Source organism: Bacillus australimaris (genome assembly GCF_001307105.1).
In the GTDB taxonomy this organism is placed as follows: Bacteria; Bacillota; Bacilli; order Bacillales; family Bacillaceae; genus Bacillus; species Bacillus australimaris.
Genome location: NZ_LGYN01000001.1, coordinates 539,015 through 557,297, shown reverse-complemented (window position 1 = coordinate 557,297; position 18,283 = coordinate 539,015). Strand labels below are relative to the sequence as shown.

At 42.1% G+C, this 18,283-nt stretch carries 21 protein-coding genes and 1 riboswitch; of the genes, 16 read left to right on the top strand and 5 right to left on the bottom strand.

Annotated features, from left to right (window positions below):
• The first annotated feature begins 33 nt into the window (after positions 1–33).
• The 5 genes from nadB to AKG37_RS02950 all read left to right on the top strand — a co-directional run bounded on the left by nadB (position 34) and on the right by AKG37_RS02950 (position 5,640).
• Positions 34–1,605 (top strand): L-aspartate oxidase, encoded by a 1,572-nt coding sequence (nadB, locus tag AKG37_RS02970; protein ID WP_060697497.1) that lies wholly within the window; start codon positions 34–36, stop codon positions 1,603–1,605.
• On the top strand, positions 1,587–2,450 hold the full coding sequence (nadC, locus tag AKG37_RS02965; RefSeq protein ID WP_060697496.1) for a carboxylating nicotinate-nucleotide diphosphorylase: 864 nt from the start codon (positions 1,587–1,589) through the stop codon (positions 2,448–2,450). The genes nadB and nadC overlap by 19 nt, the downstream gene beginning before the upstream one ends.
• On the top strand, positions 2,437–3,546 hold the full coding sequence (nadA, locus tag AKG37_RS02960; RefSeq protein ID WP_060697495.1) for a quinolinate synthase NadA: 1,110 nt from the start codon (positions 2,437–2,439) through the stop codon (positions 3,544–3,546). Before nadC ends, nadA begins: the two co-directional genes overlap by 14 nt.
• A 131-nt stretch (positions 3,547–3,677) precedes the next feature.
• On the top strand, positions 3,678–4,889 hold the full coding sequence (safA, locus tag AKG37_RS19260; protein WP_060697494.1) for a SafA/ExsA family spore coat assembly protein: 1,212 nt from the start codon (positions 3,678–3,680) through the stop codon (positions 4,887–4,889).
• 133 nt (positions 4,890–5,022) lie between these two features.
• Entirely contained in the window at positions 5,023–5,640 is a 618-nt protein-coding gene (locus AKG37_RS02950) for a YhcN/YlaJ family sporulation lipoprotein (RefSeq protein WP_060697493.1), read from the top strand.
• Positions 5,641–5,686: 46 nt separating this feature from the next.
• On the opposite strand, the gene AKG37_RS02945 is transcribed toward AKG37_RS02950, so the two are convergent.
• Positions 5,687–6,319, bottom strand: a complete 633-nt coding sequence (locus AKG37_RS02945; RefSeq protein WP_060697492.1) for a LysE family transporter — start codon at positions 6,317–6,319, stop codon at positions 5,687–5,689.
• 238 nt (positions 6,320–6,557) lie between these two features.
• Positions 6,558–6,666: riboswitch (TPP riboswitch) on the top strand.
• A gap of 126 nt (positions 6,667–6,792) precedes the next feature.
• Here AKG37_RS02945 and thiC point away from each other — a divergent pair.
• Positions 6,793–8,553 (top strand): phosphomethylpyrimidine synthase ThiC, encoded by a 1,761-nt coding sequence (gene thiC, locus AKG37_RS02940; RefSeq protein WP_060697491.1) that lies wholly within the window; start codon positions 6,793–6,795, stop codon positions 8,551–8,553.
• A 32-nt stretch (positions 8,554–8,585) separates the two neighbouring features.
• On the opposite strand, the gene AKG37_RS18970 is transcribed toward thiC, so the two are convergent.
• Positions 8,586–8,735, bottom strand: coding sequence for a hypothetical protein (locus AKG37_RS18970; protein WP_162838471.1), 150 nt, complete (start codon positions 8,733–8,735; stop codon positions 8,586–8,588).
• Between the two features lie 191 nt (positions 8,736–8,926).
• Here AKG37_RS18970 and AKG37_RS02935 point away from each other — a divergent pair, with 191 nt between their 5' ends.
• A complete protein-coding gene (locus tag AKG37_RS02935; protein WP_008342761.1) occupies positions 8,927–9,109 on the top strand; it encodes a hypothetical protein in 183 nt (60 codons plus the stop codon).
• A gap of 31 nt (positions 9,110–9,140) precedes the next feature.
• Here the strand turns inward: AKG37_RS02935 and AKG37_RS02930 are convergent, their stop codons facing one another.
• Positions 9,141–9,785, bottom strand: coding sequence for a serine/threonine protein kinase (locus AKG37_RS02930; RefSeq protein ID WP_060697490.1), 645 nt, complete (start codon positions 9,783–9,785; stop codon positions 9,141–9,143).
• A gap of 239 nt (positions 9,786–10,024) precedes the next feature.
• Between AKG37_RS02930 and AKG37_RS02925 the strand changes: the two genes are divergently transcribed.
• The 7 genes from AKG37_RS02925 (at position 10,025) to yajC (ending at position 15,043) form a co-directional block, all read left to right on the top strand.
• Complete coding sequence (locus AKG37_RS02925; RefSeq protein WP_077233683.1) at positions 10,025–10,525, top strand: intercompartmental signaling factor BofC; 501 nt, start codon at positions 10,025–10,027, stop codon at positions 10,523–10,525.
• A gap of 149 nt (positions 10,526–10,674) precedes the next feature.
• Entirely contained in the window at positions 10,675–11,280 is a 606-nt protein-coding gene (ruvA, locus tag AKG37_RS02920; protein WP_060697488.1) for a Holliday junction branch migration protein RuvA, read from the top strand.
• Positions 11,281–11,291: 11 nt separating this feature from the next.
• Complete coding sequence (gene ruvB / locus AKG37_RS02915; protein ID WP_060697487.1) at positions 11,292–12,296, top strand: Holliday junction branch migration DNA helicase RuvB; 1,005 nt, start codon at positions 11,292–11,294, stop codon at positions 12,294–12,296.
• Positions 12,289–12,489, top strand: a complete 201-nt coding sequence (locus AKG37_RS02910; protein ID WP_012010741.1) for a DUF2905 domain-containing protein — start codon at positions 12,289–12,291, stop codon at positions 12,487–12,489. The genes ruvB and AKG37_RS02910 overlap by 8 nt, the downstream gene beginning before the upstream one ends.
• Positions 12,490–12,523: 34 nt before the next feature.
• Positions 12,524–13,552 carry a tRNA preQ1(34) S-adenosylmethionine ribosyltransferase-isomerase QueA gene (queA, locus tag AKG37_RS02905; RefSeq protein ID WP_060697486.1) on the top strand — a complete coding sequence of 343 codons (1,029 nt, stop codon included), beginning with the start codon at positions 12,524–12,526 and terminating at the stop codon, positions 13,550–13,552.
• Positions 13,553–13,583: 31 nt separating this feature from the next.
• A complete protein-coding gene (gene tgt / locus AKG37_RS02900) occupies positions 13,584–14,729 on the top strand; it encodes a tRNA guanosine(34) transglycosylase Tgt (RefSeq protein WP_060697485.1) in 1,146 nt (381 codons plus the stop codon).
• A 47-nt stretch (positions 14,730–14,776) separates the two neighbouring features.
• A complete protein-coding gene (gene yajC / locus AKG37_RS02895) occupies positions 14,777–15,043 on the top strand; it encodes a preprotein translocase subunit YajC (protein WP_008360993.1) in 267 nt (88 codons plus the stop codon).
• Positions 15,044–15,092: 49 nt separating this feature from the next.
• Here yajC and AKG37_RS02890 read toward each other — a convergent pair whose 3' ends face one another.
• Positions 15,093–15,470: a TIGR04086 family membrane protein gene (locus tag AKG37_RS02890; RefSeq protein WP_060697484.1), complete on the bottom strand. Its 378-nt coding sequence runs from the start codon at positions 15,468–15,470 to the stop codon at positions 15,093–15,095.
• A gap of 151 nt (positions 15,471–15,621) precedes the next feature.
• Here AKG37_RS02890 and AKG37_RS02885 point away from each other — a divergent pair, with 151 nt between their 5' ends.
• Entirely contained in the window at positions 15,622–16,284 is a 663-nt protein-coding gene (locus AKG37_RS02885) for a DUF421 domain-containing protein (RefSeq protein WP_060697483.1), read from the top strand.
• 1 nt (position 16,285) lies between these two features.
• Here the strand turns inward: AKG37_RS02885 and spoVB are convergent, their stop codons facing one another.
• Positions 16,286–17,836: a stage V sporulation protein B gene (gene spoVB / locus AKG37_RS02880; protein WP_060697482.1), complete on the bottom strand. Its 1,551-nt coding sequence runs from the start codon at positions 17,834–17,836 to the stop codon at positions 16,286–16,288.
• Between the two features lie 116 nt (positions 17,837–17,952).
• On the opposite strand from spoVB, the gene AKG37_RS02875 reads away from it, so the two are divergent.
• Positions 17,953–18,249, top strand: a complete 297-nt coding sequence (locus tag AKG37_RS02875) for a post-transcriptional regulator (RefSeq protein ID WP_003216788.1) — start codon at positions 17,953–17,955, stop codon at positions 18,247–18,249.
• The last annotated feature ends 34 nt before the right edge of the window (positions 18,250–18,283 follow it).

Here is an 18,283-nt window from a genome sequence, read left to right as displayed (position 1 = left end):
TCAAGACAGGTGTAATTGACAGGAGGGGCGATGATGTCATCAATCAAAAAAATCATTGTGGTGGGATCAGGCATTGCAGCGCTTTCCTTTGCAAAAACCATTTCGGAAAACTGCCAAGTCATCATAATGACAAAAAAACAATTTTCCTCTAGTAATTCCATGCTCGCACAAGGCGGAATTGCTGCTGCATTTTCAGCACATGATTCGATTCAGCAGCATGTGGAAGATACACTAGCTGCCGGCTGTGATCACAATGATGAAAGAATCGTACAGGAAATCGTGCGTCTTGGAAAACATCTTGTGGAGCAGCTCGTAGCAGAAGGCTTTCCATTTGATCAACATGAGTCAGGGGTGCCGCAATTAGGTAAAGAGGGCGCGCACACGACTCACCGCATTTTGCATGCAGGAGGAGATCAAACAGGGAAAACCCTTGTGCAGTTTCTGAAAAGCCAGCTTGGCTCACATATTCATTTATACGAAAATCACCATGTGATAGATCTATTGATTCATGAAGGGACATGTAAGGGTGTTGTATGGAAAGACGAGAAAGGACATGTACATACGATGACTGCAGATGCAGTTGTTTTATCAACTGGCGGCTGCGGCTCCCTATATGAGACAAACACAAATGATCCTTCTGTAACAGGAGATGGACTTATGATGGCTTATCGAGCCGGAGCGCAATTAGTGGACCTTGAATTTGTTCAATTCCATCCCACACTTTTGACGATCTCTGGAAAAGCAGTGGGTCTCGTTTCAGAGGCAGTCCGTGGTGAGGGAGCCTATTTAGAAGATGAAACAGGCAGGCGGATCATGAAAGGCATTCACCCGCAAGCTGATTTAGCGCCTAGAGATGTGGTCGCTAGAGCTATTTTTCATGAGCAGCAATTAGGTCATCATCTGTATCTCAACATCCATGATATTCCGCATTTTTCAGCTCGTTTTCCAGCGATTTATGCAATGTGTCAGCGTGCGGGGGTCGATATGGCAAGCGGCAGGCTGCCAATTTCACCCGGTATGCACTTTTTAATGGGCGGAATCAGCGTCAATGAATATGGAGAAACAACTGTTCCATCGCTATTTGCCATTGGAGAAGCGGCCTGTACAGGCTTACATGGTGCGAATCGATTGGCGAGTAATTCTCTTTTGGAAGGTCTCGTTTTAGGCAGCAAAGCGGCACAGAGAATGAAACAGCTGCCTAAACAGAAAGAAACCAGCCCAGCTTTTTCTATTGAAGAAGTATGGTCTGTCCCAATGCTTTCAAGGACTGAGATGAGTCAATGGATGACAACATATGCTGCCATTGTGAGAGATGAAAAAGGCTTACAGACCTTGCTTCATACATTACAACAAGTCTCTTTTCAGCAAATGAATGTGAAGGATATCACAAATGAACAAGTTGAATTAAGCAATCAATGGGCATTAGCGGTTTGCCTTGTAAAATCTGCATTACTCCGAACAGAAAGCAGAGGAGGCCATTATCGAATGGATTATCCAAAGCGAAACGATGCTTTTTGGCGGGGCAAGCAGATTGTTCATGAAAAAGGTCACATGCACATCATGAAAAATGAAAGGATCGGTGCCAAATGGAACGTTTACAGTTAAAACAAATGCTCACTCATTTTTTCACAGAAGATATTGGCTTTGGTGATGTATCAGCTGATGCCATCTTTGGAGATAAGAAAGGAACAGCTCTTATCATTGCGAAACAATCTGGTATTTTGGCAGGATCACAAGTGATTGATATAGGATACCGTTTGCTGAATGAACAAATTCAAACTGAGCTGTTTTTTCAAGAAGGTGATTGGATTCAGTCAGGTGATGTACTGGCGAAAATCAAGGGCCCAGTCAATGACTTACTAAAAGGAGAACGGGTCATTTTGAATGTATTACAGCGAATGACAGGTATCGCCACCTTAACACATGAAGCGGTACAGCGATTAGGTGACCCATCTATTACGATTTGTGATACGAGAAAAACGACTCCCGGCTTGCGCATGTTAGAGAAATACGCAGTGAAAACAGGCGGAGGAAAGAATCATCGCTTTGGCTTATCAGATGGGGTGATGATTAAAGATAATCATATTGCCGCATGCGGTTCTATTCGAGAAGCTGTAGAAAAAGCGAGAGCATATGCCGGTCATATGGTAAAAATTGAAGTGGAAATTGAATCAGAAACACAGCTATTGGAAGCTATTGATGCAAAAGCAGATGTCATCATGTTTGATAACTGCTCTCCGGATGAAGTAAAACGTTTGAAACAAATGACGCCAAAGTCCATTTTGACAGAGGCTTCAGGGGGCATCACGTTAGAGACATTGCCAAGTTACAGGGGGACAGGGGTTGATCTTATTTCACTTGGTTTTCTGACGCATTCTGCACCAGCATTTGATTTTAGTATGAATATGGAATTCAGTCATAAAGGGGGAACGTCTCATGTCTATGCTTGATGTATTAGCCAATCAACAGGCAGTCATGATGCCGGATGAATATAAATACCTCTCTGATGAGGAGATGAAGCGTCGTGTGTTAGAAATTAAGCGGGCTTTTGGCTCAAAGCTTTTTATACCAGGCCATCATTATCAAAAGGATGAGGTCATCGAGTTTGCGGATGCAACGGGAGATTCGTTGCAGCTGGCGCAAATAGCTGCTGACAATCATGAGGCTGAATACATTGTGTTCTGCGGTGTTCACTTTATGGCGGAAACGGCAGATATGCTGTCAAACAAAAATCAAAGCGTCATATTGCCAGATATGAGGGCAGGCTGTTCGATGGCAGATATGGCGAACATGCAACAAACGGACAGAGCATGGGAGCAGCTCACTGATCTGTTTGGGGATACCATACTCCCGCTTACGTATGTCAACTCAACAGCGGATATTAAAGCATTTGTCGGCAAGCATGGCGGGGCGACTGTGACATCGTCAAACGCTAAAAAAGTACTTGAGTGGGCACTTACACAAAAAGAACGGATTCTGTTTCTCCCTGATCAACATCTAGGGCGTAATACGGCATTTGATTTGGGTATTCCATTAGAGGAAATGGCTGTTTGGGATCAGATAGAAGAAAAGCTCATCACCGACCAGCCGCTTTCCCGTATCAAGATGATTTTATGGAAAGGCCATTGCTCTGTACATGAGAAGTTTACCGTGAAGAATGTTGAAGAAATGAGAAAAAAAGACCGTGACATTCAAATCCTTGTCCATCCAGAATGCACACATGAGGTCGTAATGGCTTCTGATCTAGCGGGATCAACGAAATTTATCATCGATACGATTAAGCAGGCGCCAGCAGGAAGCAAGTGGGCGATTGGGACAGAGATGAATTTAGTCAAACGGATCATAGCGCAGCACCCAGATAAACAAATTGAATCCCTCAACCCAGATATGTGTCCTTGTTTGACCATGAATCGAATTGATCTGCCTCATTTGCTCTGGTCACTTGAAAGCATTGAGAAGGGTGACCCGGCCGGATTAATACAGGTCAATGAAGACATCACAAAAGACGCTTTGCTTGCATTAAAGAAAATGCTTGCTATTAAATAATGAATCGGCCTCTCCTGTCAGAAAACAAGTTTTTATCATATCGGCTTGTAAATAGGCATAAATTTATGTTGAAACATATTGTACTTCTGACATAACCGTTACGTTCACGTTTTGCATAGGAGGGGAAAACGTTGAAAATTCATATTGTGCAAAAGGGAGACTCCCTTTGGAAAATTTCAAAGAAATACGGAGTCGACTTTCAAGAATTGAAAAAACTAAATTCACAGCTCAGTAATCCAGATCTGATTATGCCGGGTATGAAGATTAAGATTCCATCTAGTGGTGTTCCTGTGAAGACAGAACATCACAAAGCAAAAGAAATGCCAAAAACGAAAGAACATCCGTATGTGAAAGAAAAACCAAAAGATGTCGTGCAAGTGCAAGATACGAAGCCGAAGGAAAAACCAAATGAACCGGTACCTTATGTACCGCCTGTGCCAAAGATCGAACAGCCAGTTTTTCCGCAAGTCGATGTGAACTATTATCAGACGAATCTCTACCAGCCATTCACGCCTCCTCCCAAAAAAGATCACGTTCATGAGAAGAAAGATCATGTTCATGACAAAAAGGATCACAAGGACCATTTTCATCATGAAAATAAAGACCATAAAGATAACAAGGACCATTTTCATTATGAAAATAAGGATCATCTAAAAGATGAAGTGGCAAAGGGATATGACCCGTTTATTCATATTCCGCATCAAAAAGAGGAGGGAAAAGACATGGAGCATGGCAATTACCCCAATCTTCCTAACTTCCCGCAAATGCCAAATGTGGGAGGGGCAGCAGTAGGAGGAGTGGCTGAAAATAACGAGCATCATCACCAGCATCATCATCATGAACCATATGATCCTTATTTTGGTTATGGTCATGGTCATTACATGCCGGCGATGTATCCATATCCGCATCAAATGGTGCCGGCATCACCAATTTTACCGGGATCAGGCCTATGTTATCCTATCCAGCCTTATTATCACCATCACATGATGCCATATCCATACCCGGCTCAGCCGTATTATCCTGCGTATCAAGCGCCTGCTTACTACGGAGAAAATCATGAGCATCATGCAAACGACGGACATCACTGGCATCACCATGCGCATCCAAACGCCAATGCAAATGCCAACGCAAATCAAGGCTTTTATCCAAACGTTTCAAATGCAGCATACGGTAAGGAAGACTGCGGATGTGATGATGGCTTGAAGCATCATCAGCCTTGGCCAGGACATTATCCGAATCCTGTTCCTTATGGCCAGATGGGGGCTTATCCAGCTCAGCCTTATATGCAGCCATATCCAGGTCAATCCGTTTTTGCAAGGCCGGAGGAAGACGAAGAAGATTAATGACAGAAGGAACGATCTCAATCGTTCCTTTTTTTGTTTATAACTGACAGCTTGATTTTCTTCCTAACTGTACATGCTAAAACAGAGCCTGTTTCGCGCTCATGAGATTGAATTTGTACAGGGGGTTTTTCGTTTGCAACAAAAATGGCAAAAAACAATCGCATTAGTGCTTCTACCTATTGGTTTAACGGCATGTGGTACAAATAACAATGCAGGTGTAGATACACGTCATAATCAATCAGGGCAGCCGGTTGGTTATCATTCAAATCAACGAGCGGACGATAACGATCAGGATCATCAGGGGCCAGTTTCTGAACTCATGGAGGGGATGAACGGTAGAAATACAACGAATGTTGATTACCGTACACGTCCTCAAACGGGTGATCGAATGCCTCTCACAGGTGGAGATGGACGCTACAGTCATGGAGATATGAACTACCATAACCAAATGTCGTTCTCTGGCTACGATAAACAAGAGAATATCCAGCGTTCAAGAAAAATTGCCAACCGTGTCAATAAAATGAACCACGTGACAGACTCACAAGTTATGGTGACGGATGAGAATGTGTATATTGCCATTAAATCAGATGGACACCTGACGTCGGAAGGTATATCACAAGTCGAAGAAGCGGCGACTCGTTATGCAGATGGAAGAGCAGTCCAAGTCATCAAAGACGAAGGAGCTTTTACACGCTTTAGAGATATGAGAAGAACACAATTTGAAACAGGTCAAACAGGTATGACCCGATAGTTTGACATCAAAAAGGCTAAAGTTCATCATGAACTTTAGCCTTTTTTTAAAAATAAACCTTGATGCCTATATAAAATTCGTAAAAGAAATAGCAGCCAAACCCTAGTAATAAAATACCAGCAATAATAGAAGTCCACTTGATCATCGTCCGATTCATCACTTTCCTTGTTAAAGATACAAGTGTGAGAAGCCCGATGTCATGTAGGAGAATCCCTGCCAGAATCCCGCCGGCAGCAAGTATAAATTCAGACGAATCTGTTTTTGTATAAGCATCTGCCAGTACAGCACCAAACACAGAAACCCAGAACACAAGATTTCCAGGAGATACCGCCACGAGCAAGCCGTTTCGATATGTTTTTGCAAATGATTTATTGACCTTTTCTCCTGCTAAATGGATATCTTGATCGGCATTTTTAATGGAATCGTATGCAAGAATCATTAAGAATATGGCTCCGATCAGCCAGAGAGGGATTTGAACAAACGGCAAAGATAAAAACTGAGCAAATCCAGCATATAATGCCAAGATAAGTAACAGGTCTATGGTCATGCCGCCTGCTCCTACAGTTAAACCATGAAAGAATCCGTTTTTTAACCCCTGTTTTGTCATTTCAACCGTGATTGCTCCAACAGGTAGAGCAATTGAGAATCCTATGGCGATAAATGTTAGAAATGTTTGCAATCGACTAGAACTTCCTTTGAAAAATAAAATGTATAAAAATTCTCCGTTTAGATTAATTATACATAATAGGAGGAAAGGATCAATGATTATTTCAGATTTAATGGAAATAAGAAAGACAAATCGTGTATAGAAGTTTGTATATCGTCATGTCCTGTGAAACTTATAGGGGAAAGGAACTATTTTCCTAAAAGTTCTTTTTTTCATGATATCTCTATGCTACACTGATGTGGAAATCAATAAAAGTGACTAGGGGTGCCCGCAAAATGGGCTGAGAGAGAAGTTTAGCTTCTTAACCCTTTGGACCTGATCTGGCTCGTACCAGCGTGGGGAAGTTGAAGATGATGCATGTATCATATCAATGATATACATGTTTTTTTCTGACGACGAAACCAGGTTCTTAACATAGAGCCTGGTTTTTTGCTGGTGCTGATTCCATCCTGTCCTGTGACAAGAAGAAAAGGAGAGAACAGCAAATGAAAGAAATGAAAAGCGTCCCATCCAACCAATCATTATTAACTAGCTTTGACGGCAGCCGAAAGGTGTATGAGAAAGGATCAAGACCCGATATCTTAGTGCCCAAAAGGGAGATTACGCTCTCTCATACTGTGACAGAGGCGGGTGATATTCAAAATGAACCTGTCCGTGTGTACGATACGAGTGGACCGTACACCGATGAGAACGTTCATATTGATGTTACAAAGGGGTTAAAGCGTCTTAGAGCAGCGTGGATCGAAGAAAGAGGAGATACAGAAAGCTATGAAGGGCGTCATGTAAAACCGGAAGATAACGGATACCGTTCAAAGGGGAATGAATCGATTCATTCTATCCAGACTGATTTTCATCATATGCCGCTCAGCGCAAAACAAGGCGCCTGTGTGACGCAAATGCATTATGCAAAAAGAGGCATCATTACGCCTGAAATGGAGTTTATCGCAATAAGAGAAGAGTTAAGCCCTGAGTTTGTAAGAGAGGAAGTAGCGAGCGGAAGAGCCGTTATTCCTTCGAATATTAACCATCCTGAAAGTGAACCAATGATTATCGGAAGGAATTTTCATGTCAAAATCAATGCGAATATCGGCAATTCAGCTGTAACATCATCCATTGACGAAGAGGTTGAAAAAATGACATGGGCGATCAGATGGGGGGCAGATACAATGATGGATCTGTCTACTGGAAAGGATATTCATACAACGAGAGAATGGATCATTCGGAATTGCCCAGTCCCAGTAGGAACCGTTCCTATCTATCAGGCCCTTGAAAAAGTGAATGGAGTAGCAGAAGATTTGACGTGGGAAGTGTATAGGGACACATTAATTGAACAAGCGGAGCAAGGTGTAGACTACTTTACGATTCATGCGGGCGTGCTATTAAGATATATTCCGATGACAGTTGATCGGGTGACTGGAATTGTGTCAAGAGGCGGTGCGATTATGGCAAGATGGTGTCTTGCTCATCATCAAGAGAATTTCCTCTATACGCACTTTGAAGAGATATGTGAGATTATGAAAACGTATGATATCGCCTTTTCACTTGGAGATGGACTTAGACCTGGTTCGATTGCGGATGCCAATGATGAAGCGCAGTTTGCAGAGCTGGAAACGCTAGGGGAATTAACAGAGATCGCTTGGAAACATGATGTGCAAGTGATGATTGAAGGCCCTGGACATGTCCCAATGGATAAAATCAAAGAGAATGTGGACAAGCAAATGGATATTTGCAAGGAAGCACCATTTTATACATTAGGGCCTCTTACAACAGATATCGCGCCTGGATATGATCACATTACATCCGCTATCGGTGCTGCCATGATCGGCTGGTATGGAACAGCGATGCTATGCTATGTCACGCCAAAAGAGCATTTAGGTCTGCCGAACAAAGAAGATGTGAGAGAAGGCGTAATTGCCTATAAAATTGCCGCACATGCCGCTGATCTAGCAAAGGGACATCCAGCTGCTCAAAAGCGTGATGATGCTTTATCGAAAGCGAGATTTGAATTTAGATGGCGGGATCAATTCCACCTGTCACTTGATCCAGAAAGAGCTTTGGCGTTCCATGATGAAACATTACCTGCTGAAGGCGCTAAGACCGCTCACTTTTGCTCGATGTGCGGACCGAAGTTTTGCAGTATGAAAATTTCTCATGATATTCGCAATCAATCTGAAGAAGTGAAAAAAGAGATGGAAAAGAAGGCGAAGGAGTTTATCAGTCAAGGAAGTCAAATTTATCAGCCCTAAAAAAAGAACCTCGCACGATGTTGTGCGGGGTTTTATGAAACGGCTGAAAAGGCTTTTCTTAAAAGGTGAAAAAATGCCTTTGCTGCAATTGCCATCGTCTCCATACTCGGAATGAGGGCATCTGTTACATGAAAAAAGACTGTTTGTCTTTCTGGAGATGTTCGTTTTTTCTTCTGTTTCATCAAGGGCAGCCTCCTTTTTAATTAATATACCTCTTTGCAGATGAGCGTGATAGATATGTTGTGTGAATTTAAACAAAATTTAAACTTCTTGGGTTTGAATGGAAATAAGGAGGGGAAACGATTTGAATAGAGAATGAATGAAAAGAGCTGATCTATTTGACCAGCGAACAAGAAGAGTGGAAGGTGATCTTATGATGAAAGTATTTAAGGTAACATTTCATATGAACAATGGGGAAGTGCTTGATTTCGAGCTAAAACGTCCAGCTACCTATGATGTGTATAAGAAAATTGAAGAAGCCAATCATTGGTTTAAGCTGAATAATGAAATCATTAACCTATTAAATGTTAATAGTATCCATGTAGAAACAGAATAAAACAAAAGCCGCTCAGAGAGAGCGGCTTTCCTTATGCAGAGAAATCATTTCGATTATTAAGCTGACCGCGGGACAGCCAGTTCTTTTTATACATATATGCAATGACTTCAAGCCACAGACGCGGTGCTTTTTTAGGGAAAAAAGGCTTTTGATAATAGGTGTAGGCTGCTTTTAAATCATCCCATTGGTGACATGTTTTCGTTTGGGTGAAACGGGCAACGTCAATAACTCTGATCCGGCCTTCCTTTGTTAAGATCAGATTGCGAAGATGGATATCAGAAGGATTCAATCCTTTCTCGCGCGCTTCCTCCAGCGCATCATCGACTTGTTCAATCATTTGTTTTTTAATAGGAATCCCTTTTGTAAGGCATTCGTAGAATGTGTAGCCTTTAATATATTCCATTAAAATATACTGATCCCCAGACTCATAAATCTCAGGGTAGTAAGACGAACCAGAAAGTTTTTCGTAAATGGCAGCCTCTTTGCGCGCAATATGCTGATAAGAAGGGAAAAAGACTTTTAGTGCCATTTTCCTGCCATCCTTTTTATATGAAAACACATAGGCACTTCTTCCTTTGCCGCACAGCTCCAGCTCTGCCGGTTTAAAGGCAAGCTTATGAAAGCGTTTATCTTCATGATATTGAATCGATTCGGCTAATCTTTTAACATCTGACATTGACTTCACCTTCTTTGGTTTCAGTTTATGCGGCTGAAAAACGAATGATGAAAAAACCGTGTCATTCGATAAAGCAATGGATTGTATAAAACATAACATTTACGAAAGAAGGATACAACGAAAGACTCTTAAAAGATATTTGAGTCATCGATTTGGTTAATGTTTAGAAAAATGGGTCAAACTACATATGTCATGCATCGATCTCATGTTCTAAAGAGGTGTAAATAGTGAAAGTGAAGATGAAATGTTTCGTTACAGGACTTATCATGACAAGTGTGCTTTTTTTCGCTGCAGATATGGAAGGAAAAGAACACTTGCAAAAGCAGTCAAACTCTATCACCGTCCAGCTTGAAAAAGTCTATCTAGACGGCGATGTGAGTATTGAAAGACACCGGGCATCATTAGAAGACAAGGACACATTTTGGGCGCAGTATAAAGGCTGGACACTGGTAGAACAGAAAGAGGATTTTGCCCTTTTTAGAAAGCAAATTGATGATATTTCTCCATTAAGTAAAGCGAATGGATATATCGGATTATCGGAGGACGGTGTGATTTCTACGTTTCATGGAAGGCCTGACGGCTGGACGGAGCCTATTCATCTCTTTTTTCAAATTGATACGTCCCGTTTAGAAAGTCATGTGGAGGAGCAGCTTGAGCAAGGCATTCCTTTTCGAACAAAGGATGAATTTGAGCATGTGCTTGAAGTCATGAAGCCTTATCGAAATGAAATATCGTTTTAAAGCGTGTGAACAGCTTGCTGGTGTGAAGGCCGCAAGCTGTTTTTCGTGGTTTCATCATAAAAATCTACTGAGCGAACGTATGTTAACTTTTATTGCGGTTTTCTCTTCGATTTATGTTACAATGAAGAACAGTCAAAGAGGTGAAAACGGTGATAGAGTTTGTAAAAGGGACCATTGATTATGTGTGCCCGCAATATGTTGTCATTGAAAACGGAGGAGTGGGATATCAAGTCTATACCCCAAACCCGTTTATCTATCAAGTAAACAAACAAGAAACGATTTATACGTACCATTACATAAAGGAAGACGCATTTTCGTTATACGGATTTCAAACACGAGAAGAAAAAGCGTTGTTCACAAAACTGTTAAATGTCACAGGGATAGGTCCAAAAGGGGCACTCGCCATCCTTGCTTCCGGTGATCCTGGAGCTGTCATTTCAGCGATAGAACGTGAAGATGAAGCGTTCCTGATTAAATTCCCTGGTGTCGGCAAAAAAACAGCACGTCAAATCATACTGGATCTAAAAGGCAAGCTTGCAGATGTGGTGCCAGAAATGATTGGCAACTTATTTAATCACGAGGATCACATTCAGGTCGAGACGCAGCAAACTGCATTAGATGAAGCGCTTGAAGCCTTAAGTGTCCTTGGATACGGTGATCGTGAAATCAAAAAGGTTCTTCCGCTATTAAAAGAAGAAAAGAATCTTACAACCGATCAATATGTGAAAAAAGCTTTACAAAAAATGTTGAAATAGGGTGATGTCTCATGGATGAACGGCTCGTCTCAACTGAAGCAGACAACCATGAATCAGCCATTGAGCAAAGTCTGCGGCCACAGACACTTAGTCAATATATCGGTCAGCAAAAAGTAAAGGATAACCTGAGCGTGTTTATTGAAGCTGCCCGCATGAGGCAGGAAACGCTCGATCACGTCCTTTTATACGGACCGCCTGGACTTGGGAAAACAACGCTTGCATCGATCATTGCCAATGAAATGAATGTTCAGCTGCGTACAACGTCAGGACCAGCGATTGAACGTCCTGGCGATTTGGCGGCCATCTTAACATCTCTTGAGCCAGGTGATGTATTGTTTATTGATGAAATTCATCGTTTGCAGCGCTCAATTGAGGAAGTACTGTATCCAGCAATGGAGGATTTTTGTTTAGATATCGTCATTGGAAAAGGAGATACAGCACGCTCTGTCCGGCTTGATTTACCGCCATTTACACTTGTAGGTGCAACGACCCGTGTCGGGCTTTTAACTGCGCCGCTTCGTGACAGGTTTGGGGTACATGCAAGATTGGAATACTATGAGCAAAGAGATTTGGCTCATATTGTGGCGAGAACAGCCGAACTGTTTGAGATTGGCATCGATATTCGCTCAGCTGAAGAGATCGCGAGACGTTCCAGAGGAACGCCGAGGGTTGCCAATCGTTTGCTCAGAAGAGTAAGAGATTTTGCGCAGGTGCTTGGGAATCATGTCATTACCGAGGACATTGCGGAAGATGCCCTTGAGCGTCTTCAAGTCGACAGGCTTGGCCTCGATCATATAGACCATAAGCTGCTTTTAAGTATGATTGAAAAATTTAGAGGCGGTCCTGTTGGGCTTGATACGATCTCAGCGACAATTGGAGAAGAATCACATACGATTGAAGATGTGTACGAACCGTATTTACTGCAAATTGGTTTTCTGCAAAGAACACCAAGAGGACGGGTCGTCACAAGAGAAGCGTATGAACATTTTCAAATGGAGGTTCCGATTCGTGACTGAATTCCCTAAAATATTAATGATTTTAGGTGGTGTCCTTTTTGCCGCAGGGTTAGTGTTTCAATTGGTTGGTAAGCTTCCAGGTGATATTTTTGTGAAAAAAGGAAATGTCACGTTCTTTTTTCCTGTCATCACATGCATTGTCATTAGCATCGTGCTAACCATATTACTTAATATCTTTGGACGGATGAAATAACGTTAACTAGTTAACTACAGAATAGGTGAAGGAAATGAAGCTAGAACTATTTGATTTTGATTTACCAGAAAGATTGATTGCACAAGTGCCGCTTGAAAAACGAGATGCATCAAGACTGATGGTCTTAAATAAACAAACAGGTGCAATTACACATGATACATTCTCGCAAATCACTGATTATTTTCAAAAGGGTGATTGTCTCGTTCTGAACAATACCCGCGTTCTGCCTGCACGTTTGTTTGGTATGAAAGAGGATACAGGTGCCAAAGTTGAACTTCTTCTATTGAAACAAGAAGAAGGCGATCACTGGGAAACTCTTGTGAAACCAGCCAAACGAGTAAAAAAAGGAACAGTTATCACATTTGGTGATGGACGGCTTCAAGCGGTATGTACAGAGGAAATGGAACATGGCGGAAGAAAAGTCGAGTTCCAGTATACAGGCATTTTTTATGAAGTGCTCGAATCCCTTGGTGAAATGCCGCTGCCTCCATATATCAAAGAGCAGCTTGACGACCGTGAGCGCTATCAAACCGTGTATTCTAAAGAGGTTGGCTCCGCTGCTGCGCCAACTGCCGGTTTACACTTTACAACCGAGCTGCTGGATGAATTGAAAGCGAAGGGTGTACACATTGCCTTTATTACGTTACATGTAGGGCTGGGTACGTTTCGTCCGGTGAGTGCAGAACGAATTGAAGAACATGAAATGCACGCTGAGTTCTATGAAATGAATGAAGAAACAGCTGAAGAGCTCAATCGTGTTCGCAAGGAAGGCGGGCGGATCATTTCAGTTGGCACAACGTCAACAAGAACGCTTGAAACCATTGCAAGTGCACATGACGGTGAATTCAAAGCGTCAAGCGGCTGGACGTCGATCTTTATTTACCCCGGCTACACATTCAAGGCAATCGATGGCATGATCACAAATTTCCATCTGCCAAAATCTTCGTTAATTATGCTTGTCAGCGCATTAGCTGGACGAGAGCACGTACTAAAAGCGTACAATGAGGCTGTGAAAGAGGAATACCGATTCTTCAGCTTTGGCGATGCCATGCTGATTCAATAACATCATACAACAAAGACAGGAGGGCTCATTTTTGTCGCAATTACCGATACGTTATGAGTTCATTAAATCATGCAAACAAACAGGTGCACGTCTTGGCCGTGTTCATACACCGCACGGCTCTTTTGAAACACCTGTATTTATGCCAGTAGGTACACTGGCTACAGTGAAAACAATGGCGCCTGAAGAATTAAAGGCAATGGATGCAGGCATCATTTTAAGCAATACGTACCACCTATGGCTCCGTCCGGGTCACGATATTGTAAAAGAAGCAGGCGGTCTGCACAAATTTATGAACTGGGATCGAGCGATTTTAACGGATTCAGGCGGATTCCAAGTTTTCTCATTGAGTGAATTTAGAAAAATTGAAGAAGAAGGCGTTCACTTCCGTAATCACTTAAACGGAGACAAGCTGTTCCTATCTCCTGAAAAAGCCATGGACATCCAAAATGCACTTGGCTCTGATATTATGATGGCATTTGATGAATGCCCGCCGTATCCAGCAGAATACGATTACATGAAGCGGTCTGTGGAGCGGACAAGCAGATGGGCAGAGCGCTGTCTAACAGCGCACCAGCGTCCAGAAGATCAAGGACTGTTTGGGATTGTCCAAGGCGGAGAATACGAAGAGCTTCGAAAACAAAGTGCAAAAGATCTTGTTTCGCTTGATTTCCCAGGCTACGCCATCGGCGGCTTATCTGTTGGAGAACCAAAAGATGTAATGAATCGTGTACTTGAGTTCACAACACCATTTTTACCAGCAGACAAACCAAGGTACTTAATGGGGGTCGGCTCACCAGATTCTTTAATTGACGGCGCCATACGCGGTGTAGATATGTTTGACTGCGTACTGCCAACGCGAATTGCAAGAAACGGTACCTTAATGACAAGTGAAGGTCGTCTAGTTGTGAAAAATGCAAAATATGAGCGTGACTTTAGACCAATCGATGAAAACTGTGACTGCTATACATGTAAAAACTACACACGCGCCTATATCAGACATTTAATCCGAACAAATGAAACGTTCGGAATTCGATTAACAACTTATCATAATCTTCATTTTCTGTTAAAATTAATGGAGCAAGTGAGAGAAGCTATCCGTGAGGATCGTTTAGGTGATTTTAGAGAAGAGTTTTTTGAGCGTTATGGCTTTAACAAACCGAATGCGAAAAACTTTTAACGCATAAACGAAAGGCTTTACAATGCTTTAGAAAGGGGTGAAATAGAATGGATGGTGGTATGGGTTCAATCATTATGATTGTTGTCATGTTTGCTGTGCTTTACTTCTTGTTAATCCGTCCACAGCAAAAGCAACAGAAAGCTGTGCGTCAGATGCAGCAATCTTTATCAAAAGGCGATAAAATCGTCACAATCGGTGGTTTACACGGTGAAATCGACTCAATTGATGAATCAAAAGTGGTCATCAAAACAAGTGAAAACAACCGTTTAACTTTCGATCGTCGTGCTATTAGAGAATTAGCTGACAAAGGCTAATCCTCCGATACATAGCCATAAAAAAAGAGCGAAATGATCCGCTCTTTTTTTATTTGCCTCGAAGATTGACGCCAATCATTCCTCCCAGCATACAAATCCCTAAAAATGACGCATGATAGATGAACTGCTCTGGTGAAAAGGTTTCTCCAAACCCTAAATATTGAAATAAGAATACTGTGAGAGAAAAGATGATCGAAGTGATCGCACCAATAAACCAGCCTCGCTCCTTTGCTTTTCCTCCAGAAATAATCCCTCCTAATAAAAGCGCAACAAAGGAAAAAATCATGATCATCCATTTAAACGATGCTTCCTGCATACTTGTGAATGTCAGCATGAGCGACACAAGTAAACTTGTGACAATCATCACGACAAAAATGGCAATTAAGCCGGATAAAATCCCTTTTCCGATTTGTTTTGTTTCTTGCATGTGATTCGTCTCCTCTCCAATTGACCGAAGCTTGTCTTTTACTAAAATGTATTCACTGTGAAGAAAAAATAGACATGTTTCAGACGTTTCTTTTCTACATAAATAAAGCGTTTTGACACAAGCTATGTTGGAGAAGGAGGGGTTACATCACATGCAGGACATCTTCATCATCTCCATGAGAACCATCATTTTATATTTTCTCATTTGGTTTATTTTTCGGTTAATGGGAAAAAGGGAAATTGGCGAGCTGAGCATTTTAGATCTAGTCATTTTTATGATGATTGCTGAGATTGCGGTTCTCGCCATAGAAGAAATAGAGGATCACATGTTACATACGGTATGGCCAATCCTGCTGTTAACCATCATTCAAATCACACTTGCCTACCTCTCATTGAAATTCCAAGGTGTCCGGCGCTTTCTTGACGGCAAACCGGCCCTGCTTATCATCAATGGAAAAATAGACGAGGGTGCAATGAGAAAACAGCGATACAATTTTGATGACCTGCTCATTCAATTAAGAGAAAATAACATCGACAGCATTCAGGATGTCTCTTACGCCATTTTAGAGCCGTCTGGAAAGCTCGCTGTTGTTGAAAAAGAAAACAAGCGCAAACATGCAGCGCTTGAGCTTCCCCTTATTGCAGACGGTGTTGTGCAGCATGACCATCTTAAGCAAATCAATCAAAATGAACAATGGCTGAAAGATGAGCTTGCGAAAAGAGGCTATCATGTTATTGAGGACATCTCCTACTGCAGCTTTAATCAAAAAACGTTTTATATTGATTTGAAGGATGAAGTGATTAAAAAGAGATGAGCTATATCAGCTTTCCAATGATCGGGATGCGGCGCAGCTCTTCTCGTTTCACTAGTCCAAGGCAGATTAATAGAATGACATACAAGGTGCATGTAACAAAAATCAGCAGCACAAGTTCAATAGGAGCAGAAAAGAGTCCGTTTACTTGTGACTTCAGCCAAAGACTGACAGCCCCCGTACCGATGATCACAACAACGCATATCCCATATTCCTTTAACGGTAAATGAATAGGAAGCACCTTACCAACAGTTGCCGCATGGAGCAGCGTGACAAGGATGATGCCAATTAATATGGCAAGCGCAGCGCCCATTATGCCAAAGCCCGGCTGTGAAGCAAGGACAAAAATCATCCCTGTTTTCACAACAGCACCTATCAGACTGTTGGTCATCGCCGCACCAGCTAAGTTCAACGCCTGAAGAACGGCTTGAAGGGGTCCCTGAAAATAATATAAAAGAAAAAATGGTGCCATGAACTTCACGTAAATGGCCGCATGCGACGAACCATACATAAAGAGCGTTAAATCTTCTGCATAAACGAAAAGAATGATACAGGAAATGCCTCCGCTGAGTAAACAAAGGCGCATCGCCTGCTTCAGCCGGTATTCAACCGTTTTCCGTTTATTCTGTTCCATTCCTTCACTGATCGCCGGAACTAATGCAGTGGAGAGTGAATACGTAATAAAACTAGGCAGTGTCAACAGAGTCAGTGCAAGACCAGTCAACTCCCCGTACTGTCTTGTCGCCTCTACAGCCGCATATCCAGCAATGGCAAGACTTTGGGCGACAACGATTGGTTCTAAAAACCAAGAAATATTCCCGATGAAACGGCTGCCTGTTGTTGGCAGGGCAATACTCATCAGCTGCTTAAACGTATCCTTCCCGTCATGAATCGCCTTGAAAAATCGTTTTCGAATACGAATGGTCTTTTTATAGCGAAAGGCGATCAATAAGTAAGCAAGTGAAATCATCTCTCCAATGACAGATGAAACCATTGCACCTGCGGCTGCATATTCAATCCCATAAGGAAGGAAAGCTGTTGTACATACCGCCACGAGAGAAATTCTTGCGACCTGTTCCAGTACTTGAGAAATCGCAAGCGGACTCATTTGCTGTCTGCCTTGAAAATATCCTCTTAACACACTGGAAATGGCGATGACAGGTACGACAGGTGTAATGGCTAGTAGTGGATAGACTGTTCGAGGATCTGTCAGCATATTTTCTGCCATAATGGGTGCAAACCATAAAAACAGAGGCGTGAAAATCAGGCTGAGTGATCCTGTTATGGCAAGGGACATGACCAGAATACGTTTTGTTTTCTGTTTGTCACCCCGGGCTTCGGCTTCTGCAACAAGCTTACTAATAGCGACAGGCAGTCCGAATTGTGTAAGCGTCACAGCGAGAAAAAAGGTAGGTGCCGCCATCATATAAAGCCCGACCCCTTCTTCGCCAATGAACCTTGCAATGACAATTCGATTGACAAAACCCAATATTCTTGTGATAAAACCTGCTAAAATTAAAATGATGGTTCCCTTTAAAAACGTTTGCTTCGTCAAATCACAGATCACCTGCCTTCTCAAACGACATAGAATCATATACAATAAGATATGCGTGTATATCGTCCAAGCATGACAAGTCTCTCGATAAAAAACTGAAAAGGGGGAGCTACGCAATGACACAACACCCAGCTGCTATTTACAAAGACCATTTAAAGCCTTTTCTGTTCAGTAAGCTTGAAGAATTCATCGTTTTGGGCTATAAAGATGTAGATTTAGAGGAATTATGGTCATACTTAGAGAATAAGAAGTGGAAGAAAAAACAAGAGTATCCGATTCATGAAATGGTTGCAGATATTTTATCTGTGAAAATTGGCGAATTTATGAACTATGCAACCGTTCAGTCGTTTAAAACGTCTGCTTTTTTGGACAGTGAAGATGGCAAGAATATGCTAGATGAACTGTTGAAATAAGCCATCTAAATGGATTCAGGTGTTTAAGGAGGAA

Excerpts from the sequence above, each read along its gene's own strand:
- nadB (WP_060697497.1), top strand. The coding sequence starts at position 34 with ATGTCATCAATCAAAAAAATCATTGTGGTGGGATCAGGCATTGCAGCG.
- nadC (WP_060697496.1), top strand. The coding sequence starts at position 1,587 with ATGGAACGTTTACAGTTAAAACAAATGCTCACTCATTTTTTCACAGAA.
- nadA (WP_060697495.1), top strand. The coding sequence starts at position 2,437 with ATGTCTATGCTTGATGTATTAGCCAATCAACAGGCAGTCATGATGCCG.
- thiC (WP_060697491.1), top strand. The coding sequence starts at position 6,793 with ATGAAAGAAATGAAAAGCGTCCCATCCAACCAATCATTATTAACTAGC.
- AKG37_RS18970 (WP_162838471.1), bottom strand. The coding sequence starts at position 8,735 with ATGAAACAGAAGAAAAAACGAACATCTCCAGAAAGACAAACAGTCTTT.
- AKG37_RS02935 (WP_008342761.1), top strand. The coding sequence starts at position 8,927 with ATGATGAAAGTATTTAAGGTAACATTTCATATGAACAATGGGGAAGTG.
- AKG37_RS02930 (WP_060697490.1), bottom strand. The coding sequence starts at position 9,785 with ATGTCAGATGTTAAAAGATTAGCCGAATCGATTCAATATCATGAAGAT.
- AKG37_RS02925 (WP_077233683.1), top strand. The coding sequence starts at position 10,025 with ATGAAATGTTTCGTTACAGGACTTATCATGACAAGTGTGCTTTTTTTC.
- ruvB (WP_060697487.1), top strand. The coding sequence starts at position 11,292 with ATGGATGAACGGCTCGTCTCAACTGAAGCAGACAACCATGAATCAGCC.
- queA (WP_060697486.1), top strand. The coding sequence starts at position 12,524 with ATGAAGCTAGAACTATTTGATTTTGATTTACCAGAAAGATTGATTGCA.
- yajC (WP_008360993.1), top strand. The coding sequence starts at position 14,777 with ATGGATGGTGGTATGGGTTCAATCATTATGATTGTTGTCATGTTTGCT.
- AKG37_RS02890 (WP_060697484.1), bottom strand. The coding sequence starts at position 15,470 with ATGCAAGAAACAAAACAAATCGGAAAAGGGATTTTATCCGGCTTAATT.
- AKG37_RS02885 (WP_060697483.1), top strand. The coding sequence starts at position 15,622 with ATGCAGGACATCTTCATCATCTCCATGAGAACCATCATTTTATATTTT.
- AKG37_RS02875 (WP_003216788.1), top strand. The coding sequence starts at position 17,953 with ATGACACAACACCCAGCTGCTATTTACAAAGACCATTTAAAGCCTTTT.